A 22553-nucleotide genomic window follows, 5' to 3' on the forward strand; every position below is an offset into this window, starting at 1 on the left:
GATGTCCTTTCCTCTGCTGACAGCGACAGCGGTCCTCCCGGCCGTCGGGGCGATCGCCACGGCCGCCGTACCGGCCGCGAAGCGCACCGCAGCCAAGTGGCTGGCGCTGCTCTTCTCGCTCGCCACGCTCGTCCTGGCGATCACCGTCCTGGTCCGCTTCGACCCGGACGGCGACCGCTACCAGCTCACCGAGTCCCACGCCTGGATCGCGGACTTCGGCGTCCGCTACGAACTGGGCGTGGACGGCATCGGGGTGGCGCTGGTCGCGCTCACCGCCCTGCTGATCCCGTTCATCATCCTCGCGGGCTGGCACGACGCCGACCCGCTCGAGACCGGCAGCAGCCGGTGGCGTCCGACGCAGGGCTTCTTCGCCCTGATCCTGGCCGTCGAGGCGATGGTGATCCTCTCCTTCGAGGCCACCGACGTCTTCCTCTTCTACATCTTCTTCGAAGCCATGCTGATCCCGATGTACTTCCTCATCGGTGGCTTCGGGGACCGTGCCCATGAGCACGGCGAGAAGGCGGCGGCGACCCAACGGTCGTACGCGGCCGTCAAGTTCCTCCTCTACAACCTGGTCGGCGGTCTGATCATGCTGGCCGCGGTGATCGGCCTGTACGTGGTCGCCGGGAACTTCTCGCTCCAGGAGATCGCCGAGGCCCGCGCCAACGGCACGCTCGACATGGCGACCAACACCGAACGCTGGCTGTTCCTCGGCTTCTTCTTCGCCTTCGCCGTGAAGGCGCCGCTGTGGCCGCTGCACACCTGGCTGCCCAACGCCATGCAGGAGTCCACCGCCCCGGTCGCCGTGCTCATCACGGCGGTCGTCGACAAGGTCGGCACCTTCGCGATGCTCCGCTTCTGCCTCCAGCTCTTCCCGGAGGCCAGCAAGTGGGCCACGCCCGCCATCCTCGTCCTCGCCCTGATCAGCATCATCTACGGGGCGCTGCTGGCGGTCGGCCAGCGGGACATCAAGCGGCTGGTGGCGTACGCGTCGATCTCCCACTTCGGCTTCATCATCATGGGCATCTTCGCGATGACCAGCCAGGGCCAGTCCGGGGCGACGCTCTACATGATCAACCACGGCATCTCGACGGCCGCGCTGATGCTGGTCGCGGGCTTCCTGATCTCCCGGCGCGGCTCGCGGCTCATCGCCGACTACGGCGGAGTGCAGAAGGTCGCCCCGGTGCTCGCCGGCACGTTCCTGATCGGCAGCCTCGCGACCCTGTCCCTGCCGGGGCTGGCGCCGTTCGTCAGTGAGTTCCTGGTGCTGGTCGGCACGTTCACGCGCTACCCGGTGATCGGCATCATCGCCACGTTCGGCATCGTCCTCGCCGCGCTCTACACCCTCGTCCTCTACCAGCGGACGATGACGGGCCCGGTGAAACCGGAGGTCTCCGCGATGCCGGACCTCAGGATCCGCGAGCTCGCGGTCGTCGCCCCGCTGGTCGTCCTGCTGATCTTCCTGGGCGTCTACCCGAAGCCCCTCACGCAGATCATCGATCCGGCGGTCAAGCAGACCATGTCCGACGTCCAGAAGAAGGACCCCCAGCCCGAGGTGGAGGCGGCCAAGTGAGCGCAACAGCCGTCCACAGCCTGTGGACAACCGCGGCCGACCCGATCACCAAGATCGACGCGCCGACGTTCGAGTACGGCCAGCTGTCGCCGACCCTGATCGTCGTCGGCGCGGCGATCGTCGGGATCCTGATCGAGGCGTTCGTCCCGCGAAAGTCGCGTTACTACGCCCAGATGTTCGTGTCCGTCGTCGCCCTCGCCGCCGCCTTCGCCGCGGTCGTGGCGCTCGCGGCCGACGGGTACGGCACGACCAAGGCGCGCATCGCGGCCATGGGCGCGATCGCCGTCGACGGGCCGGCCCTGTTCCTGCAGGGCACGATCCTGCTGGCGGCCCTGGTGGGCCTGTTCACCTTCGCCGAGCGGCGCCTTGACCCGGTGGTGCACGGCAACCGCGTCGACTCCTTCGCCGCGCAGGCCGCCTCCGTGCCGGGCAGCGAGAGCGAGAAGGCCGCGGTCAAGGCCGGGTTCACCACCACCGAGGTGTTCCCGCTGCTGCTGTTCGCCGTCGCCGGCATGCTGATCTTCCCGGCGGCCAACGACCTGCTGACGCTGTTCGTGGCGCTGGAGGTCCTCTCCCTGCCGCTGTACCTCCTGTGCGCGCTGGCCCGCCGCAAGCGGCTCATGTCGCAGGAGGCGGCGGTCAAGTACTTCCTGCTCGGCGCCTTCGCCTCGGCGTTCACCCTGTTCGGCATCGCGCTGCTCTACGGGTACGCGGGCTCGATGTCGTACGCGACGATCGCGCAGGTCGTCGACGGCACCGTGCAGGACGTCAACCCGGCGCTCGCCGACACCATGGGCAACGACGCGCTGCTGCTGATCGGCGCCGCGCTGCTGGTGATGGGTCTGCTGTTCAAGGTGGGCGCGGTGCCGTTCCACATGTGGACGCCGGACGTGTACCAGGGCGCTCCGACGCCGGTGACCGGCTTCATGGCGGCGGCGACGAAGGTGGCGGCGTTCGGCGCGCTGCTGCGGCTGCTGTACGTCGTCCTGCCGGGTCTGCGCTGGGACTGGCGGCCGGTCATGTGGGCCGTCGCCATCGTCACCATGCTGGGCGGTGCGATCGTCGCGATCACCCAGACCGACATCAAGCGGCTGCTGGCGTACTCGTCGATCGCGCACGCCGGGTTCATCCTCGCGGGTGTCATCGCGACCACGCCCGACGGTGTCTCGTCGGTGCTGTTCTACCTGGCGGCGTACTCGTTCGTGACGATCGGCGCCTTCGCGGTGGTCACCCTCGTCCGCGACGCGGGGGGCGAGGCGACGCACCTGTCCAAGTGGGCGGGCCTCGGCCGCAGGTCCCCGCTGGTGGCGGCCGTGTTCGCGGTGTTCCTGCTGGCCTTCGCGGGCATTCCGCTGACGTCCGGGTTCGCCGGGAAGTTCGCCGTGTTCAAGGCGGCGGCGGAGGGCGGGGCCGCCCCGCTCGTCGTCATCGGTGTGATCTCGTCGGCGATCGCGGCGTTCTTCTACATCCGCGTCATCGTGCTGATGTTCTTCAGCGAGCCGCGGCCGGAGGGCCCGACGGTGGCCGTGCCGTCGCCCCTGACGATGACGGCGATCGGCGTGGGCGTGGCGGTCACGCTGGTGCTCGGAGTGGCGCCGCAGTACTTCCTGGACCTGGCGGGGCAGGCGGGCGTGTTCGTCCGCTGACCCCGCTGGGTCCGCGCGGGACCCGGTCTCCTTCGGGAGCCGGGTCCCGCGGCGTTTCCGGGCCGGCGGGCTACCCGTCGGGCCATGTCGAACGCACGTATGGGCGCCGTTCCACGGGCGGGACCTGTGGACAACTCCGGGGCTGTCGGTGGGGGCGCCTATGGTGGACGCAGTGGTCGAGGGCGACGCACGGGGGACGCAATGACGGGCGCGACGAGCGGGACAGGTGTGATGACGGAACTGGACGCGGTGACCGGAGCCGGGATCGGCGCGGGCAGCGGTCCCGCCGGGCCCCTCGGTGCCGACGCGAGCGAGGCGCTTCTCGCGCTGCACCGGGTCTTCGGCTACGAGGCCTTCCGCGGTGAGCAGGAAGCCGTCATCGACCATGTCGTGGCCGGCGGCGACGCCGTCGTGCTCATGCCGACCGGCGGCGGCAAGTCGCTGTGCTACCAGATCCCGTCCCTGGTCAGGCCCGGTACGGGCGTGGTCGTCTCCCCGCTCATCGCCCTGATGCAGGACCAGGTGGACGCGCTGCGGGCGCTGGGCGTGCGGGCCGGGTTCATGAACTCCACGCAGGACTTCGACGAGCGGCGGATGGTGGAGGCCGAGTTCCTCGCCGGCGAGCTCGACCTGCTGTACCTGGCGCCGGAGCGGCTGCGGCTGGAAAGCACGCTCGATCTGCTCTCCCGCGGCAAGATCGCCGTCTTCGCGATCGACGAGGCGCACTGCGTCTCCCAATGGGGCCACGACTTCCGGCCCGACTACCTGGCGCTGTCCCTGCTCGGCGAGCGCTGGCCGGACGTGCCGCGGATCGCGCTGACGGCGACGGCCACCCACGCGACGCACCGGGAGATCACCGAGCGGCTGAACATGCCGACGGCCCGCCACTTCGTGGCGAGCTTCGACCGGCCCAACATCCAGTACCGGATCGTGCCCAAGGCCGACCCGAAGAAGCAGCTGCTGAGCTTCCTGCGTGAGGAGCACGCGGGCGACGCGGGCATCGTCTACTGCCTGTCGCGCAATTCGGTGGAGAAGACCGCCGAGTTCCTCAGCCGCAACGGCGTCGAGGCGGTGCCCTACCACGCGGGCCTGGACGCGGGCACGCGCGCCGCCCACCAGTCCCGCTTCCTGCGGGAGGACGGCCTGGTCGTGGTGGCGACCATCGCCTTCGGCATGGGCATCGACAAGCCGGACGTCCGCTTCGTCGCCCACCTCGACCTGCCCAAGTCGGTCGAGGGCTACTACCAGGAGACGGGCCGGGCCGGCCGCGACGGGCTGCCGTCGACGGCCTGGATGGCCTACGGGCTGAACGACGTCATCCAGCAGCGCAAGCTGATCCAGTCCGGTGAGGGCGACGAGGCCTTCCGGCGCCGGGCCCAGGCCCACCTGGACTCGATGCTGGCGCTGTGCGAGACGGCCCGGTGCCGCCGGGGCCAGCTCCTCGCCTACTTCGGTCAGGACCCGGACCCGTCCGGCTGCGGCAACTGCGACACGTGCCTGAGCCCGCCGGAGACCTGGGACGGCACCGTCGCCGCGCAGAAGGCACTGTCCACGGTGGTGAGGTTGCAGCGCGAGCGCGGGCAGAAGTTCGGCGCGGTGCAGATCGTCGACATCCTGCTGGGGAAGCGGACGGCCAAGGTCATCCAGTTCGACCACGACCAGCTGTCCGTGTTCGGCATCGGCGAGGAGCTCACCGAGGGCGAATGGCGGGGCGTCATCCGGCAGTTGCTCGCCCAGGGGCTGCTCGCGGTGGAGGGCGAGTACGGCACGCTGGTGCTGACCGAGGCCAGCGGGGCGGTGCTGCGGCGGGAGCGGGACGTGCCGCTGCGCAAGGAGCCGAAGAAGCCGGTGTCCTCCCGGTCGGGGGCGTCGTCCTCGGGCTCCGGTCGGGGCGAGCGCAAGGGCAAGGCGGTCGCCGCCGAGCTGCCCGAGGAACTGCTGCCGGCCTTCGAGGCGCTGCGCGCCTGGCGCGCCGAGCAGGCCCGTGAGCAGGGCGTCCCGGCGTACGTGATCTTCCACGACGCCACGCTGCGGGAGATCGCCGTGGCATGGCCGACGTCGGTGGGGGAGCTCGGCGGGATCAACGGGGTCGGCGAGAAGAAGCTGGCGACGTACGGGGAGGGTGTGCTGGAGGTACTCGCGTCGCTGGGCGGACCGGCGCACTCGTCTCCGGCAGCGTCTCCGGCAGCGGACCCGGCTCCGGCCCAGACCCCTGCTCATCCCCCTCTTCAGGACGCGGGTGAGCCGGACCACTGGCCCGAGATGGACGAGGAGCCGGAGCCCGACGACTGGATATAGGGCCGGGCTCCGGCCGAGGTCACCGGGGGCGGACGGCCGGGCCGGTCACAGCGCCCGTCCCGCGTACGCCCTGACATCCGCGTCGGAGTCCGTCGTCGCCGTGGCGAGGGCCGCCCGGGCCTCCGCGGTGGCGCGGTGCCGGGTCAGTGCCAGGACGGCGGCCTTGCGGACATCGGCGTTGGGGTCCGCCAGGGCCTTGGCGAGCGCCGGGACGGCCACATCGGGGTCGGCGACGGACAGGGCCGTGGCGGCTCCGGCCCGGACCTGCCAGGCCGGCTCGGACAGGGCGGTCACGGCGCGTGCGGTGAGGGGCGCCGGGCAGCCGGTGGTGCCCAGAGCTCCGTACGCCGCTGCCCGCACCAGGGCATCGGGGTCGTCGAGGAGGCCGGTGAGGGCCGCTTCGATCGCGTCGGCGGCGGGATCGGCGGCGGCCGGGGTGTCACGCGCCGGCCGCTCGGCACCCACCGTCGCGAGGCCCTTGGCGATCGCCACGCGGACCTCGCGGGACGGGTCGCCGGCCGCAGCGCGGGCCAGTTCGCCGGCGGCGTCGACCGACACGAGGGCGCGCACGGCCTCGATACGGACGGCGATGTCGGAGTCGGCCAGGGAGACCGCGAACAAGGCGGGGTCTCCCAGGCGCAAGGCACGCAGGACGTCCAGGGCCGCGGCGCGGACCACCGGGTCGGGCTCGGACAGGGCGGCGGCGAGGCCGTCACGCAGGTCGGGCTCGGCCGGGAGCGTCTCGACGAGCTCGCGCAGTGACGCTGCTGCGGCGGCACGCACCTCGGCGGCGGTGTCGCGCAGGGCGGCGGCGAGGGCGGTGCCCGTCCCCGGCGGCAGGGTCTCGGTGAGTACGGCGACGGCCTCACGGCGGACGGCGGACACCGGATCGCTCAAGTACGGCTGAAGGGCGTCGAGTTCGGGCTCCTCCTCGGCGAGGGCGACGAGTTCGAGGAGACGGGCGGCGGACCGCTCGCCGGACGGCGCGGTGGGCGGGACGTGCGGCGTCGAAGCCCGCTCCGGTTCCGCCGCCCCCGCCCGGGCCGCGACCGGCGCCACATCCCGTGACCCGGCCGTCGCCACATCCTCGGCGTGGACCTCGCCGAGGGCGCGGGAGGGACCGCCGACCGGGTCGAAGCCGTCGACCGGAACGAGATAGGGAGCCACGGGCCGGGCCGTGAACTCCATCGCACCGGAGGGGGACTTGTGCAGATCGAGGTGGTGGAACCAGGACGCGTCGTCGCGCCGGGGGTGGTCGAGACGGTCGTGGTAGAGGCCCCAGCGGGACTCCGTACGGGCCAGGGAGGACCGCGCGGCCATCTCCGCGCAGTCGCGGATGAAGGTGACCTCGGCGCAGCGCATCAGCTCGTGCGCGGTGCGGGCGCCCATCTCGGCGATGTCGGTGTGCATCCGCTCGAAGGCCTCCAGGGCCAGCGACAGCCGGGCGCCGGACTTGGGCGGGGCCACGTAGTCGTTCACGAAGCGGCGCAGCTTGTATTCGACCTGGGGCTGCGGGGGGCCGTCGGGGTTGCGCAGCGGGCGGTAGATCAGCTCGTGCGCCTCTGCGAGCTGGTCCGCGGGCAACTCGCCCGCGTACGCCCGGTACCGGGACGCGTCCGCTCCCGCCAGGTCGCCGAAGACGAACGCGCCGATCATGTAGTTGTGCGGGACGCAGGCCAGGTCGCCCGCCGCGTACAGCCGGGGCACGGTCGTGCGGGCGTGGTCGTCGACGCGGACGCCGGAGGCGGAGTGGCCGCCGCACAGGCCGATCTCGGAGATGTGCATCTCGATGTCGTGGGTGCGGTAGTCGTGGCCGCGGCCGGAGTGGAAGGTGCCGCGGGTGGGGCGCTCGGTGGAGTGCAGGATCGTCTCCAGGGCCGAGACCGACTCCTCGGGGAGATGGCTCAGCTTCAGGTAGACGGGGCCGCGGTCGGACGCCACCTCGGCGGCGAACTCGGCCATCATCTGGCCCGACCAGTAGTCGGAGTCGACGAAGCGTTCGCCGTGCCGGTTCACCTGGTAGCCGCCGAAGGGGTTGGCGACGTAGGCGCAGGCCGGGCCGTTGTAGTCCTTGATCAGCGGGTTGATCTGGAAGCACTCGATGCCGGTGAGTTCGGCGCCCGCGTGGTAGGCCATGGCGTAGCCGTCGCCCGCGTTGGTGGGGTTCTCGTAGGTGCCGTAGAGGTAACCGGAGGCGGGCAGGCCGAGTCGGCCGCAGGCGCCGGTCGCGAGGATCACCGCGCCCGCGCGGACCTGGACGAACTGCCCGGTGCGGGTGTTGAAGCCGGCCGCCCCCACGGCCCGCCCGCCGGCGGTGAGGACACGCACCGGCATGACCCGGTTCTCGATGCGGATCCTCTCCCGCATCTCGCGCCGCCGCAGCTGCCGGTACAGCACCTTCTTGACGTCCTTGCCCTCCGGCATCGGCAGCACGTAGGAGCCGGAGCGGTGCACCTGGCGCACCGAGTAGTCGCCGTGCTCGTCCTTCTCGAACTTCACGCCGTAGGACTCCAGCCGCTGCACCATGGCGAAACCGCGGGTGGCGGTCTGGCGGACGGTGGACTGGTCGACGATGCCGTCGTTGGCGCGGGTGATCTCGGCGACGTAGTCGTCGGGTTCGGCCCGGCCGGGGATGACCGCGTTGTTGACGCCGTCCATGCCCATGGCGAGCGCGCCGGAGTGGCGGACGTGGGCCTTCTCCAGGAGGAGCACGTTCGCGCCGTGCTCGGCGGCGGTCAGGGCGGCCATGGTGCCGGCGGTGCCGCCGCCGACGACGAGGACGTCGCAGGTGAGTTCCTCGGCGTCGGCGAGCGACGGGACGGCCAGGGGGGTGTCCGCAGGGCGGTTCACGGAGGTGGTCACCGGGGTGCCTTTCACGTACCGAGCGAGGTGAGGACGTCGCGCCGCAGGGCCACGCGCGCCGGGTCGTCGTGTGCGCCGCGGTCGCGCGGGCGGGGGATGTCCCGGACGGCGAGGAGGCCGCCCGCGCCGAGCAGGGCCACGCGGTCGCCGAGGAACAGGGCCTCGTCCACGTCGTGGGTGACGAAGACGACGGTGGCGCCCGTGCCCTGGAGCACCTCCACCAGCAGGTCCTGCATGCCCGCGCGGGTCTGCGCGTCGAGCGCGCCGAACGGCTCGTCCATCAGGACGGCGCGCGGGCGCCCGGCCAGGGCGCGGGCGAGCTGGACGCGCTGGCGCTGCCCGCCGGAGGCCCGGTGCGGCAACTGCCGTGCCTGCGAGCCGAGTCCGACCCGCTCCAGCCAGGCCTGGGCCTGCTCCCGGCGTTCGGCGCGGGGCACGCCGCGGATGGCGAGGGGGAGTTCGACGTTGGCGCGCAGCGTGCGCCAGGGCAGCAGGGCGTCCTCCTGGAAGACCAGGGCGCGGTCGGCCGAGGGGCCGGCCAGCGGGTGCCCGTCCTGGCTGATCCCGCCGGTGAGCGGCGGCAGCAGGCCGGCCAGGGTGCGCAGCAGGGTCGACTTGCCGCAGCCCGAGGGGCCGACGACGGTGAGGATCTCGCCGGGGGCGATGTCCAGGTCGACCTCGTTCAGGGCGGGCGCGCCGGGGCGGCCGAGGCAGGCGCGGGTGAGGACGAGCCGGGTGCCGCGCACCGGGGCGCCGGGGGCGGCGGTCTCGGACGACGTGGTCAGGGCATTCTCGGGCGAGGTGCCCGGGACGGCCCCGGGTGGTGTGTTCGACACGGTCTCAGACGAGGTGCTCATCGCGTGCCTCCTCGGGTCGGGCGCCGACGGGGACGGCGGCGGGGGCGGCCGGTGCCCGCTTCACGGACCGGTCCAGCCGGGCACCGGGGACGTACGCGGTGCGCGGCAGCCAGCGGGTGAGGCGGCGGCCCAGGAGTTCCACGGCGGTGGAGGTGAGCCAGCCGAGGACGCCGATGGTGACCATGCCGACGAACACACCGGGGTAGTCGACGACGGTGTAGTCCTGCCACGTGCGGTAGCCCACGCCGTACTGGCCGGAGATCATCTCGGCGGAGATCACACAGATCCACGAGACGCCGATGCCGACGGACAGACCGCCGAACACGCCGGGCAGCGCTCCCGGCAGGACCACGGAGCCGAGGATCCGCCACCGGCCGCCGCCCATCGTGCGCACCGCCTCCTCCCACACCGGCGTCAGGGCGCGCACCGCGTGCCGGGTGGAGACCAGGACCGGGAAGAAGGCGGCGGCGCAGGTGATGAAGACGATGCCCTGCTCGTTGGAGGGGAACAGCAGGATCGCGACGGGGACCAGGGCGATGGCCGGGATCGGGCGGATCACCTCCAGCACCGGGCCGAGCAGGTCCTCGGCGAGGCGCGAGCGCGCCACGAGCACGCCCGTGGCCACGCCGAGGACGGCGGCCAGCAGGAAGCCGGTGAGGATCCGGGTGAGGCTGTCGGTGAGATCCGTCCAGTAGTCCGGTCCCGCCACCCGGGCGGCGAAGGTCCGGGCCACGTCGGTGACCGTCGGGAACTGCGAGAAGCGCAGCCACAGGTCGATGTTCAGGCTGGTCAGCGCCTGCCACAGGCCCAGTGCGGCGGCCAGCGACACCACACGGAGCGCGTACCGCTTCACGAGGCCCGCTCCAGGGCGTCGGCGTACGAGACGATCCGCGCTCCGCCGTGCCCGGCGATGTACGCCTGTGCGGTGTCGGGGGTGACGAAGGGCAGCAGCGTGTCGCCGTCGGCCACCCACACGGCCTTGTCGGCGAACCAGAGGGTGCTGGTGGTGGTGTCGGGGACGTAGGCGGCGCGCAGGGCGTCGCGGTGCCCGGCCACGTAACGCAGCAGCAGGGAGGGGGAGGTGAAGGTGACGGTCTTCGAGGCGCCCTTGGGCCATGCCTCGCTCGCGGCCGGTGCGGGCTTCGTGGCGAGGTGCTTGGCGTACGCCGCCGGTCCGAGGGCCTTCTTCACGTACCGGTCGTCGACGAAGGAGTCGACGTCCACGTCGCCGGTGAGCTTCGCCGACTTCAGGATCGACACGTCCTGCTTCAGCGCGGAGACGAGCTGGGGCTTGATGGCCGGGTCGAAGGTGGCGATGCCGTGATCGCCGTTGTAGAGGTAGACGACCTCGGCGGGCAGGCCGGTCGCCTTCGCGACCTTCTCGGCGGCGTCCACCGGGTGGTCGTTCAGGTAGTCGGTCGCCTCCGCCTGGGCCTTCAGGAACGCCTCCAGGACGGCCGGGCGCCGCTCGGCGAAGTCCTCGCGGGCGGTGACCCCGTGGAAGGTGGGCAGGTTCAGCCGGGCGCCGTCGTAGATCGCCCTCGCCTTGCCCTGGAAGGCGAGCAGGCCCGGCCAGGCGACGAACTGGGACAGCGCGTCCGTGCTGCCTGCCGTGAGGGCGGAGGCGCCGACGGAGGGCTGCTGGTTGAGCTTCTCGATGCCGCTGTCCGGGTCGATGCCGGCGCGCTGCAGGGCCCGTACGAGAGTGCCGTCGGCGGCCGAGCCGACGCTCGTGGAGACCTTCTTGCCCTTCAGGTCCTTCAGGGAGGTCAGCTCGGAACCGGGGGCGGTGACGATGGTGTTGAGGCCGCCGCGCAGGTTGTAGCCGGTGACCGACACCAGGCGGGTGGGGTTGTTCAGCTGTTTGCCGCGGGCCGCGTTGATGAGCAGCGGGAAGTCACCCATCGAGCCGATGTCGATCTTCCCGGCGGTCATCTGGGCGGTGATGGGCGCGCCGGTGGCGTAGTCCTGCCAGTCCACCTTGTAGTGGACGCCGTCGTGCAGGGCGTTCAGCTGCTTCTCGAAAGCGCCGAGGGAGCGGAGCAGGGTGCCCGCCGTGACGGTGTTGATCGTCCTGGACTGGTAGCCGACGGTGACGGTGACCGTGGAGCCGCTGCCCGCCTCGGCGTCACCGCCGCAGGCGCTGAGCGGGAGCAGGAGGACGACGGCGGACATGGCGACTGCTGTGCGTTGCATGGTGGTTCGGGACATGACGGTTCGGGCCTCTCACCGGAGCAGATAGGGCATGTTGACCGTGACGGCTCCGGTGGGGCAGCGGGCCGCGCACGGGCCGCAGTACCAGCACTCGTCGACATGCATGTAGGCCTTGCCGTTGCGCTCGTCGATGGCGAGGGAGTCCAGCGGGCACATGTCCACGCAGAGCGTGCAGCCGTCGATGCACTTCGACTCGTCGATGGTCACGGGCACGTCGGCCCGCTGGGGCGCCAAGGGCATGGCTGTCTCCAGGAGTGTGCGCGAGCGGGTTGGCTACTGGGTCCGGTGCAGCAGGCCGCTCATGGTGATGCGGTCGCCGCGGAAACGGATGAACTCCAGGTCGACCGGGCGGCCGTCCGCGAGGTGGGTGAGGCGTTCCAGCATGAGGACGGCGGCGCCGCGCGGGGCCTCGAGCACGGCGGCCGAGTGGGTGTCCGCGCTGACCGCTTCCAGGGTGATCTCGGCGTGGCCGAGGCGCCGGCCGGTGACGGCTTCCAGAAGGCGGAAGACGTCGGTGTTCTCCAGATCGGCGCCGAGCAGCTCGGTGCCGATGTCGAGGGGGATGTAGGTGAGGTCGAGGGACAGGGGCAGACCGCCCAGCCTGCGCAGGCGTTCGATGTAGAGGACGTCGGTGCCGGGCGTGAGCCGGAGGCGGTCGGCGACCGGCGCGGGTGCCGGGGCGGGGCCCATGGTGCGGACCTCGTTGGTGACCTGTCCGTGTTCGCGGAGGGTTTCCGCGAGGCCCATCAGGCGGTCGAGGCCGTGGGGGTACTTGTGGGCCACGACCACGGTGCCGACGCCGGGCTGGCGCTCCACGAGGCCCTCGGCCCGCAGCAGGTCGAGCGCCTCGCGGACCGTGTTGCGGCTGGCGCCGTACTCGGTGGCGAGGGTCGACTCGTGGGGGAGGACGCCGTCGGGGAAGGCGCCGGTGAGCAGCAGCCGGCGGAGCGGGTCGGCCAGTTGCCGGGCCCGGTCGGCGCGCAGCCGTCGCCGCGCGCGGTGGGCGGCGACGGTGGTCGCGGCTCCCTGTCCGGCGTGGTCTCGGATGCGGTCACTGGGCATGGCTCGGACCATACCTATCCGATAGGAAAAGTGGTGTTGCGGGAATGTTGCGCCACCCGGAATGTGACCTGTTCGACGAGTGAGCTGGCCTTTTGGCCGGCCCGTGACCAGATCCGCCACCGACCGTCCGGCCGGTGCGGCTGCGCCGGCCGTCCACCGTCCGGCCGGTGCGGCTGCGCCGGCCGCCGCAGCGAGAGTCGTCCACCGCCGGGCCGACCCGGCTACGACAGCGCCGTCAGGCCCGGGGCGAACGCGATCAGCAGGGGCAGCAGCGGCACGAGCGCGGCCGTCGTGGTGGTCAGGGCCCGGTGCCGGCGGCCCAGCCGGGGCGGCGGTTCCAGGAGCCGGTCGACCCGCTCGCCCAGCAGGCGGTGGCTGGAGGCGCAGGACAGGACGCCGCGGTGCTGGTTGAGCTCGATGAGGGCCAGGGCCGTGGTCAGGTGGCCGCAGCGGCGGGAGGCCGTGTCGTCGGCGGCCAGTTCGACCAGGCGGTGGGTCTGGTCGCAGAAGTGGGCGAACAGCGGGATGCGGGGGAAGCCGGTGGCCAGGGCGGTGGACAGGTGCAGCAGCCAGTCGTGGCGGGCCCGGGCGTGGCCCCGCTCGTGGGTGAGGACGGCGTCGAGCTGGTGGCGGGTGAGGCGGTGCAGGGCGCCCGTGGTCACGATCAGCTGGGGAGGGCTTCCGGGCATCCACCAGGCGTCCGGGTACTCGTCCTCCAGGACCAGCAGCGGACCGCGCGCCGCGGGCAGGCCGGCCGGCAGGTCGGGGGCGCGCTCGCGCAGGTGGGCGCGGGCCCGGGCGCGGCGCCGGCGGGCCTCGACGAGCTCCCGCGCGAGCATCGCGGTCGTCCAGGCGGCACCGCAGGCCAGCAGCAGGGTGAGGGCGGCGGCCCACGGCGGGGCGGTGGACAGGTCGTACGCGGCGGTGACCGCCGGTGGTGCCGGGGCGAAGAGCTGGGCGCGCACCGTGCCGAAGACGGCGGCGGCGCCCAGGGAGAGCGCCGTCACGCAGGCCAGCAGGACGGTGGCGACCAGGCACTGCCACACCCACAGCGCCACCACCGGTTCCCGTTCGGGCCACGCGGCCCGGGTCAGCGCACGGGGGACGGGGACGGCGGCCGTCACGGCGACGACGCTCAGCAGGAGCAGGCAGACGGTCATGGCCACGGGCTCCGGTTCCTCGGCGGAAGAGGGGCGGCTACGGGTCGTGCGGAGGAGGGCGGTCGCCGGGCGCACCGGTGACCACGACGAGCGTGGCGCACGTGCGGGCACACCGCCCCGCGCCCAGTATGACGGGCCGGGCGGTGTGCGTCAGGGGCCGAGCGGCAACGAGAGTGACCGGAGGGGCAGTCGTCGGCCGCAGGGCGTCAGCCCTGGACCACCCGCCCCGTCACCTCGCCCAGTCCCACCCGCACGCCGTTCGGCCCGGGCGCCCAGGCCGAGAGGGTCACCTCGTCGCCGTCCTCCAGGAACGTCCGCTTGCCGTCGGGGAGTTCGAGCGGCTCGCGGCCGTTCCAGGTCAGCTCCAGCAGGGAGCCGCGCTCCCGTTCCGTGGGGCCGCTGACCGTGCCGGAGCCGTACAGGTCGCCGGTGCGCAGGGAGGCGCCGTTGACGGTCATGTGGGCCAGCTGCTGGGCGGCCGTCCAGTACATGGTGGAGAAGGGCGGCTCGGAGACGACGTGGCCGTTGACGGCGACGCTGATCCGCAGGTCGTAGCCGCCGGGTTCCTCGTCGCCGTCGTCCAGGTAGGGCAGCAGCTCGTGCGTCCGGGCCGGAGGCGCCACGAGCGCCTCCTCCAGGGCGTCCAGCGGGGTGATCCACGCCGACACCGAGGTGGCGAAGGACTTGCCGAGGAACGGGCCGAGGGGGACGTACTCCCAGGCCTGGATGTCGCGGGCCGACCAGTCGTTGAGGAGACACAGCCCGAACACGTGCTCGCGGAAGTCCGCGAGGGCCACCGGCGCGCCCATCCGGGAGGGCACGCCGACGACGAAACCGACCTCGGCCTCGATGTCCAGTCGGACGGACGGGCCGAAGACGGGAGCGGCGTCCGTGGGGGCCTTGCGCTGGCCGGAGGGGCGTGCGACCTCCGTGCCGGAGACGACGACCGTGCCGGAGCGGCCGTGGTAGCCGATCGGCAGGTGCTTCCAGTTGGGGGTGAGGGAGTCCTCGGCGTCGGGGCGGAAGATCTGACCGACGTTCCGGGCGTGGTTCTCGGAGGCGTAGAAGTCGACGTAGTCCGCCACCTCGAAGGGCAGGTGCAGGGTCACCGACGACAGGGGGTGGAACAAGGGTGCGACGGTCTCGCGGTGGGACGGCACGGTCACCCAGGCGGTCAGCGCCCGGCGCACGTCGGACCAGGCCGTGCGCCCCGCGGCCAGCAGCGGGTTGAGGGTCGGCTGCGCGAGCAGGGAGGCGTACGGCGAGCCGAGCGCGTGGGCCGCCGCGCCCGCGTCCAGCACATGGTCGCCCAGCCGGACGCCCACCGTCCGGTGGGACGAGCCGGGGAGGGAGAACACGCCGTACGGCAGGTTGTGCGGGCCGAAGGGGTCGCCCTCGGGGACATCGAAGGGGGGCATCGGGTGCTGCCTCGCTTTCGGGTGTGCCATGTCGTCGCCACGTGTTCGTGGTCGTGCCACACGTTACGGGTGACACGCCGGTCCTGGGCAGAGTCCGAGGAGGCGCGAAGAGGCGAACGGGGCAGGTGGCCCGGGTGGGACCGGACGGGGCGGCTCCGGCGCGCCGGACGGGGCGGCACATTCGTACGAGCCGGAAGTTATCCACAGGACGCGACGCAATCTTGACGGAGCGGTGCGAACGGGGCGACTCTGGGCGGGTGCCGGAAGGCCTCGGGGAGGGGGCTTTCCCACGGCACATCTGGGGGGCGGATGGCCATAGGGGAGGCCGGTCCGGGTTCGGTGCGGCATGGTGCACAGCCGAAGCGGCTGGAAGAGACCATGCGCGTCAGGCTCGGCCGGGAATGTGTGTACGTACCGTCGTGCCGTTTCGGGCTGTACGTGGCGCTGCGCCACTGGTGCCCGCCCGGCGGACGGGTGCTGATGTCGCCGGTCAACGACGACGTGATCTTCTTCGTCGTGCTCGCGGCAGGACTGCGCCCGGTGCAGGCGCCGTTGAACCCGCTCGACGCGTCCATCGACATCGATGCCGTGCCGGACGAGGTGTGGGGCTCGGTCTCGGCCGTGCTCACGACGAACCTCTACGGCAACCCGGACCCGGCGCCGCGCCTGAGGCAGAAGTGCGACGCGCTGGGAATCCCGCTGTTCGAGGACGCGGCCCACGCGATCGGCAGCCGGGTGGGGGACCGGCCGGTCGGGGCGTGGGGCGAGGCCTCCGTGTTCAGCTTGTCCAAGCACGTCGGGGCCAAGGCCGGAGGCGTGCTCTCGCTCGCCGATCCGGGGCTGCGGGAGGCGGTGGAGAAGACCTGCGCGGGACTGCTCGCGCCGCGCCGGACGAGCGCCGAACTCGCCTATCTGATCCGGCCGTACGCGGAGGCGGCGGTGCGCGGGCTGCGGCTGCGGCGCGCCGCCTGGGCCGCGATCCGGCTGCTGGGGCTGGCGGACCGTGAGGAGATCCGGATGCCGCTGCGCCCGGACGAACTCGCCCTCGCCGCCCGCGAGGCGCCCGGGCTCGACGCCCACCACCCGTGGGTGCGCGTCGACATGCACGACTACCGCCTGGAATCCGGCCGGCTGCGGCTGCGGCGCATCGGGCGAGGGCTCGACCGGCTGGACGACGTGCTGGACGCCTGCCGGGCGGGCACCGAACTGCTGCTGTCCACGCCCTGGGCCAAGCCGCGTGACGGCTCGGCGACGCAGCCGTTGTTCCGCGTCCCGCTGTTCGTGGCGGACCGGGACGCGGCGATCGCGGCGCTGGCGCGGCAGGGCATCGTCGTCGGCTACCTCTACGACCCGCCTCTGGACGACTACGCCGGTGCGGAGTTCACCGACCCCTCACCGGCGCCCGAGGCGGCCCGCTGGTTCGCGCGGCACGCGCTGCCCGTGGACCCGCTGCGGGCGCGGACGGTCGTCGAGGTGCTGGAGCGGTCCGGGGCGCGCCCCGTCCAGGCGCCGGGAGAACTGCCGGGGAACGAGCCGACACCGGGAGGGCTGGGACAGTCCCGTGGCTGAGATCCAGGTGCACGAGCCCGCCGCCGCGCGCACCGACGGCGGCGGGCCGAAGCCTGCCGGCACCGACCACACCCACGACTCGCTGTTCAAGAACGCCTACTTCCTCATGCTCAGCACCGGCGTCTCCGCCGTACTGGGCCTGGGATTCTGGCTGGTGGCCGCCCGCTACTACTCGGAGGAGGCCGTCGGCCAGGGCTCGGCCGCGATCGCCGCGATGCGGCTGCTCGCCAGCATCACCGCCACGACGATGATCGGCGCCGTCGTCCGTTTCGTCCCGCGCGCGGGCCGGGAGACCGGGCGTCTGGTGTGGGGCACGTACGTGGCCAGTTCGCTGATCGTGGCGCTGGCGGCCGCCGTCTTCCTGCTCACGCTCGACGCGTGGGGGGCGTCCTACGCGCCTCTGGGCACACCCATGGCCGGGGCGGTGTTCGTCGCGGCATGCGTGGCCTGGGCGCTGCTCACCCTCCAGGACGGGGTGCTCACCGGGCTGCGCAAGGCGGAGTGGGTGCCCGCAGGGAACGCGGTGTTCTCGGTCGGGAAGCTGGCCCTCCTGGCCGTGTTCGCCGGCACGCTGCCCGTCCTCGGCATCTTCGTGTCCTGGGCGGTCGCGATCGCCTTCTCCACCCTGCCGCTGGGCTGGCTGATCTTCCGCCGGCTCATCCCGCGCCAGGCGGAGGCCGACCGCGACAAAGAGCCCCCGAGATTCAAGGACATGGGCCGGTTCCTGGCCGGGGACTCGCTGGGCGCGCTGTTCAGCCTGGCGATGATCAACCTGCTGCCGGTGATGGTCGCGGTCCGCTTCAGCGCCGCCGAGAACGGCTACTTCTACGTGGCCTACACCGTCGGCGGCACGATGGAGTTCATGGCCATCAACATGGCCTCGTCCCTCACCGCGCACGCCTCGCACGACCCGCGCCAGCTCGCCGACGGTGTGCGGGGCGCTCTGCGGCGCATGACGCTGCTGCTGGTCCCGGTCGTTCTGGTCCTGGTGGTCTTCGCCCCGCAGATCCTCACCCCCTTCAGCCCGGACTACGCCGAGCACGGCTCGACCGTGCTGCGGCTGCTGGCCCTCGGCGCACTGCCACGGGTCGTGGTGGAGCTGTACATCGGCGTACTGCGCGTCCAGGGGCGCACAGGAGTGCTGGCCGCGCTCCAAGGGGCCATGTGCGCCCTGGTGCTGGGCAGCGCGGCCGTGCTGTTCACGCCGTCGGGGATCGCGGGCGCCGGGTGGGCGGTGCTGCTGAGCATGACGCTGATCGCGGTCGTCGCCACGGCTGGACTGCGCAAGGCTCTGCGCCCCCACGACAGCGCACCCGCCGTCCGCCCACCCGCCGACCCTTCCTACGGCACCCACTGGGCGAAACTCAACGCCACCGCCGGGTACGGCACCACCTGGGCCCGCCGGGCCGCCTACCAGCCCGGGGACGGCGACCAGGACACCGTCACGCTGTTCATAGGGCGCCCCGGATACGAGCGGGAGGCGCTGCAGGCGGACACGCTGGCGCTGATCGTGCGGCCGGAGGGGCCGACCCGGGAACCACCGGCCCCGTCCGGAGAGCCGTTCACGGACGAGGAGACGCGGGAGCGGCGGCTGAGAGGCGCCCTGTGGAGTCTGCTCGCCGTCGCCACCGTGTTCTTCTGGGCACCGCTGCGGGATCTGCCGTGGCTGGACGGCGCCTCCGAAGCGGCTCTGACCGGACGTCGGTTGCTGGAGGGCATGCCCCTGCCGTCGCTCACCGCGGGCGGCCTGCTGCTCGTGGTGTTCGTCGCCGCCGTCACGCTGAGCACCCGGCGCGACCCGTGGCTGCCGGGCACGGCGCTGGTCGCCGCCCTGCTCGCCCTGCACGCCGCACCGGCCGCCCTCGGACGGGAACCGCGGCCGGTGGACGGGGCGTTGTACGAGAAGACGGCCGGCTTCCTGGCGGAGGCGGTGGGGCTCGGCGGGCCCGAGCCGCTGCTGCGCTGGGCGCCGCCGGTCTGCCAGGTGATGTGTCTCCTGCCGCTGGGGCTGCTGCTCGCGAGCGCGGGCGGCCGGCTGCCGTGGCCGGGGCGCTGGGGGGTCCTGTATCTCGTTGCGGTCGGCGGCTGGGTGTGGCGTGATGCGCTCGCACCGGTCGCGCCGCCCCTGCTCGCCGTCCTCGTGCTGCTCCTGCTGCTCCAGCGCGCCGCCTCGGCCCGGTCGCGCTCCCGCACCGCGGCCTCCACAGCCGACCGAACGGCCGACGGACCACCGAGCGGCCGGCCCCACCACTGATCAAGCACAGAGCCGAACAGACCGAACAGAGCCGAGAGAGCCGAACCGCCAGGGGGGAACCACCGTGCGTCCGCCAGTCACACCGAGGGAGAGATCCACGCCGGAACCCACACCCGCGCGGGGCGGCGCGAACACCCCCGGCAGCGGCCCCGAGACGGCCAGCCAGTCCTCCAGCCCCTCCTCCTCGGAGTCGTCGAGCCCCGCCCATGAGCCGGTGACGGATCTGTCCGACCTTCCCCCCGCCTGGTCCGGACGCCGCGCACTCGCCTGGCCCGCCGTCCCGCTGTCCGTCGCGCTCGCGCTCTGGGCGTACGCCGTGCGGCACACCGACGTCTCGCGACTCGACGACTACGGGCTGGTCAGCGCGCTGCACCCGGCCTTCTGGGCCGGGCTCGCGGTGCTCACCACCGGCTTCTGGTTCACGGTCCGCGACGCGCGCCGGCCGGGCGCCTGGTCGGCGGCGTACGTGCTCGGTCTGCTGGTGATGGAGCGGGCCACCCAGGCCGTGGTCTATCCGACTCCGCTGTACGCCTGGGCGTGGAAGCACGAGGCGGTCATCGACCATCTGCTGACGGCCGGCGGTCTGCAGACGGCCGATCAGGTCGGCGACATGGCGGTGTACGACCAGTGGCCGGGCTTCTTCGCCGCCCAGGCCGCCCTGCAGCGGCTGCTGGGCGTGGACTCGGCGGCGATGTTCATGGCCTGGTGGCCCCTGGCCTCCAGCCTGATGCTGCTGCTCCCGCTGCTGCTGATCTACCGCACCTTCACCGAGGACCGGCGGCTGATCTGGACCGCGGTCTGGCTCTTCTACGTCGCCAACTGGGTCGGGCAGGACTACTTCTCCCCCCAGTCCGTGGCGTACGCGCTGCATGTGGGCGTCCTCGCCGTCGTCCTGCGCCGCTTCGGCCGGTCCGCGGTACGCGGGGGCCGGCCGCGGCTGGCCGTGTGGACGGTGGTGATCACCGTCATGATCGTGGCGATCGTCATCTCCCACCAGCTCACCCCGGGCATGCTGGTCGTCTGCCTGCTCGCCCTGTGCCTGAGCCGCCGCTACCGCGACTGGGTCCCGGTCGTCACGACCGTCGTGATCTTCCTGGCCTGGTGTCTCACGGCCGCGCTGCCCTTCCTGTCCGCGGCGATGCCGGACATGATCCGCTCCATCGGCGACGTCGGCGCCAACGTCGAGACGGGCTACGGCGCCACCCCGACCGGCACCGGAGCGATCGCCACCTCCTGGGCGGCCCGGCTGCTGTCCGGCTCCGTCCTGCTGCTCGCGGCTGTCGGCGTGCTGCGCCAGCGGGTGCTGCGCCACCGTGCCCGGCCCCTGCTGCTGGTCGCGGCGGCCCCGCTGCCGATGTTCGCGGCGAGCAGCTACGGCAGCGAGATGATCTTCCGGGTGCTGCTGTTCATGCTGCCCGGCGCCGCCTTCTTCGCGGCGGCCGCGCTGCTGCCCAAGGTCCGCACCCTGGCCGCCGACGCCGCCGCGCGGGAGGCCGGCGGCCGGCGGACCACCTCTGCCGGGGGCCGTCGGGGCCTCGGCGTCTGGGTGCCGCTGGCCGCGCTGCTCGGCGGCACGCTGGCGTTCGTCCCGGCCTACTCCGGCAAGGACCGGATCAACTACTTCCCGCCTCAGGAAGTGGCCCTCGTCCGGCAGCTCTTCGACCAGGCGCCCGACGGCTCGCTGGTCGTCGCCGCCAACCGCAACTACCCGGACGCGTACGCCTCCTACTGGAGCGTCGACCACTACTGGTTCCTCGACGACGGCCGCAGTCACGTCGACGAGATCGTCGAAAGCCCCGCGGCCACCCTCGCGCGTGACATGGCCGGAGTGGAGCGGCCGGCCCGGGCCTACTTCCTGCTCACGCAGGGGCAGATGGCCAACTCCGAGATGAACGGGCAGCTCGACGAGGCGCAGCTGAACCGCATTCAGAAGTCCGTCGCCGCCTCGCCCCGGTTCCGGCTGGTGGCGGAGAACGGCGCCGGATGGCTCTACGTACTGAGGCAGTCAGGGGGAGCGGAGCGATGACACCGCAGGATCTCGTGGTCCGGATGCTGCCCCCGTTCGGCGGCTGGCTGGCGCTGGCCGCGCTCGCCCTGCCCGGCGGCTCGCCGCTGCGGGGCGCCGCGGTCGTGCTCTTCCTGGCGGCCGGCCCGGGCGCCGCCGCCGTCAGGGTCTGCGCGCCCGCCCTCGGGGCCCGGCCCGCCGAAGGGCCCGTGGAGCGCCGCGATGCGGACTTCGCCCGCCGCTCCGACCTGCTGGAGCGGCTGATGCTGGTGCTGTTCCTGAGCATCGGCGCCGTGATGCTCGTCGCGACCGTGCTGATCGCCACCCACACCTTCAGCGCGCAGCGAGTGCTGCTGACGCTGACGCTGCTGACCACATGCGCCGCGTTCTGTCCGCCGCTGCGCGCCTCCCCGCCGCCGAGCACGACACCGAGGACACCGAAGGGTTCCGCTCCGTGAGGTTCAACCGCCCCCACCGTCCCTTTCGCCGCAAGCCGAGCACGGCCGCAGGACAGCACCGCAGGACGCCGCACCCGCAGCAACCGCCCGCGCGGACACCGCACGAGGAGCGGGCCGCCGGCCCGTTGGCATCGAGCCGGCGCCGCCTGCTGATCACGTCCGCCACGGTCGTCAGCGCGGTCCTGGTCGCCGTACTGGCCCTGCGGGACGCCACCGGACCGCAGGAACAGGGAGCGGCCGGTTCCGGGGCGGACTGCCGCCCCACGAAGCTCCTGGAACCGCCCTGCGGCGCCTGGTTCGGCGCGTTCGTGCCGCACGAGCGCGACGACCTGCCCGAGAAGGTGCGCGCCTACGAGAAACGGGTGGGCCGCGCACTCGACATCGTGTACACGTACCACGACATGTCCCTGGCCTCGGGCACCCGGCGCGAGGGCCAGTTGCTCACCCCGGAGGAGCGACGCGTCGGCGAGGACCGTCTGCTGCTCCTGTCCTGGGAGAGCAAGTGGTGGGGCGGCACGAAGCGGCAGCAGCCCACCTGGAAGCAGATCGCCGCCGGCGAGCTGGACGACAAGGTCATCGACGTCCAGGCCCGGCGCATCAAGGACTACGGCAAGAAGGTGTTCCTCTCCTTCGACCTGGAGATGGACACCCGCACCCCGGCCAGCGGCACACCCGCCGACTATGTGAAGGCGTACCGGCACATCCACGACCGGTTCCGCGACCTGGGCGTCGACAACGTGGTGTGGACGTGGATCACCACCGGGTACCTCGACCACGCCGACGAGATCGAGCAGATGTACCCGGGCGACGACTACGTCGACTGGATCGGCTACAACCAGTACAACTACTACCGCTGTCACGACGCCGGCTGGCTGACCTTCGCACAGACCCAGAACGCCACGCACGACTGGATCCGCACCCACATCTCCGACGACAAGCCGCTGATGCTGTCCGAGTTCGGCACCGCCGAGGACACGAGCCGCCCGCAGCGGCAGGCCGAGTGGTACGCGCAGGTGCCCGGGGTGCTGAAGGACCTGAAGGGCGTCAAGGCGGCCCTCCAGTGGAACTACCGCGACCCCGGACCGCACTGCAACCTGGCGCTGGCGAACGACGCGGCCTGGAACAGCCTGCGCAAGGCGGTCGCCGACCCGTACCTCAACCAGCCGCTGAAGTGAGC

Annotated in this window: 16 protein-coding genes; 8 read left to right on the forward strand and 8 right to left on the reverse strand. The window is 72.6% G+C overall.

The genetic code is table 11. The features are described from left to right. The first annotated feature begins 1 nt into the window (after position 1). The 3 genes from ACFY9E_RS36270 to recQ all read left to right on the forward strand — a co-directional run bounded on the left by ACFY9E_RS36270 (position 2) and on the right by recQ (position 5517). Positions 2 to 1573: an NADH-quinone oxidoreductase subunit M gene (locus ACFY9E_RS36270; protein ID WP_390991839.1), complete on the forward strand. Its 1572-nt coding sequence runs from the start codon at positions 2 to 4 to the stop codon at positions 1571 to 1573. Beyond that, positions 1570 to 3219: an NADH-quinone oxidoreductase subunit NuoN gene (nuoN, locus tag ACFY9E_RS36275; protein WP_390991842.1), complete on the forward strand. Its 1650-nt coding sequence runs from the start codon at positions 1570 to 1572 to the stop codon at positions 3217 to 3219. Before ACFY9E_RS36270 ends, nuoN begins: the two co-directional genes overlap by 4 nt. A 231-nt stretch (positions 3220 to 3450) precedes the next feature. Then, positions 3451 to 5517, forward strand: coding sequence for a DNA helicase RecQ (recQ, locus tag ACFY9E_RS36280; RefSeq protein WP_390991845.1), 2067 nt, complete (start codon positions 3451 to 3453; stop codon positions 5515 to 5517). A gap of 45 nt (positions 5518 to 5562) precedes the next feature. On the opposite strand, the gene ACFY9E_RS36285 is transcribed toward recQ, so the two are convergent. From ACFY9E_RS36285 to fahA, 8 genes are all read right to left on the reverse strand, one after another. Then, complete coding sequence (locus tag ACFY9E_RS36285; protein ID WP_390991848.1) at positions 5563 to 8379, reverse strand: fumarate reductase/succinate dehydrogenase flavoprotein subunit; 2817 nt, start codon at positions 8377 to 8379, stop codon at positions 5563 to 5565. Between the two features lie 11 nt (positions 8380 to 8390). Beyond that, entirely contained in the window at positions 8391 to 9236 is an 846-nt protein-coding gene (locus ACFY9E_RS36290; RefSeq protein WP_390991851.1) for an ATP-binding cassette domain-containing protein, read from the reverse strand. Beyond that, positions 9220 to 10089, reverse strand: coding sequence for an ABC transporter permease subunit (locus ACFY9E_RS36295; protein ID WP_390991853.1), 870 nt, complete (start codon positions 10087 to 10089; stop codon positions 9220 to 9222). The genes ACFY9E_RS36290 and ACFY9E_RS36295 overlap by 17 nt, the downstream gene beginning before the upstream one ends. Further along, a complete protein-coding gene (locus ACFY9E_RS36300; RefSeq protein ID WP_390991856.1) occupies positions 10086 to 11432 on the reverse strand; it encodes an ABC transporter substrate-binding protein in 1347 nt (448 codons plus the stop codon). Before ACFY9E_RS36300 ends, ACFY9E_RS36295 begins: the two co-directional genes overlap by 4 nt. A gap of 30 nt (positions 11433 to 11462) precedes the next feature. Next, the gene (locus tag ACFY9E_RS36305) at positions 11463 to 11690 is read right to left on the reverse strand and encodes a ferredoxin family protein (RefSeq protein ID WP_003992261.1); all 228 of its coding nucleotides are present in this window, start codon (positions 11688 to 11690) and stop codon (positions 11463 to 11465) included. 33 nt (positions 11691 to 11723) lie between these two features. Beyond that, on the reverse strand, positions 11724 to 12512 hold the full coding sequence (locus ACFY9E_RS36310; RefSeq protein WP_390991859.1) for a UTRA domain-containing protein: 789 nt from the start codon (positions 12510 to 12512) through the stop codon (positions 11724 to 11726). A 221-nt stretch (positions 12513 to 12733) separates the two neighbouring features. Further along, on the reverse strand, positions 12734 to 13672 hold the full coding sequence (locus tag ACFY9E_RS36315; protein WP_283974150.1) for a M56 family metallopeptidase: 939 nt from the start codon (positions 13670 to 13672) through the stop codon (positions 12734 to 12736). 206 nt (positions 13673 to 13878) lie between these two features. After that, the gene (gene fahA, locus ACFY9E_RS36320) at positions 13879 to 15090 is read right to left on the reverse strand and encodes a fumarylacetoacetase (RefSeq protein WP_390991862.1); all 1212 of its coding nucleotides are present in this window, start codon (positions 15088 to 15090) and stop codon (positions 13879 to 13881) included. Between the two features lie 309 nt (positions 15091 to 15399). Here fahA and ACFY9E_RS36325 point away from each other — a divergent pair, with 309 nt between their 5' ends. The 5 genes from ACFY9E_RS36325 (at position 15400) to ACFY9E_RS36345 (ending at position 22551) form a co-directional block, all read left to right on the forward strand. Beyond that, on the forward strand, positions 15400 to 16659 hold the full coding sequence (locus ACFY9E_RS36325) for a DegT/DnrJ/EryC1/StrS family aminotransferase (protein WP_390991865.1): 1260 nt from the start codon (positions 15400 to 15402) through the stop codon (positions 16657 to 16659). Between the two features lie 7 nt (positions 16660 to 16666). Continuing rightward, complete coding sequence (locus ACFY9E_RS36330) at positions 16667 to 18913, forward strand: oligosaccharide flippase family protein (protein WP_390991933.1); 2247 nt, start codon at positions 16667 to 16669, stop codon at positions 18911 to 18913. Positions 18914 to 19127: 214 nt separating this feature from the next. Continuing rightward, complete coding sequence (locus ACFY9E_RS36335; RefSeq protein ID WP_390991936.1) at positions 19128 to 20939, forward strand: glycosyltransferase; 1812 nt, start codon at positions 19128 to 19130, stop codon at positions 20937 to 20939. Beyond that, positions 20936 to 21376 carry a hypothetical protein gene (locus tag ACFY9E_RS36340; RefSeq protein WP_390991868.1) on the forward strand — a complete coding sequence of 147 codons (441 nt, stop codon included), beginning with the start codon at positions 20936 to 20938 and terminating at the stop codon, positions 21374 to 21376. The genes ACFY9E_RS36335 and ACFY9E_RS36340 overlap by 4 nt, the downstream gene beginning before the upstream one ends. Beyond that, positions 21373 to 22551 (forward strand): glycosyl hydrolase, encoded by a 1179-nt coding sequence (locus ACFY9E_RS36345; protein ID WP_390991871.1) that lies wholly within the window; start codon positions 21373 to 21375, stop codon positions 22549 to 22551. Before ACFY9E_RS36340 ends, ACFY9E_RS36345 begins: the two co-directional genes overlap by 4 nt. Positions 22552 to 22553 lie beyond the last annotated feature (2 nt).

Origin of the sequence: Streptomyces sp. NPDC012466, assembly GCF_042955215.1 — a bacterium.
Classification (GTDB): Bacteria; Actinomycetota; Actinomycetes; order Streptomycetales; family Streptomycetaceae; genus Streptomyces.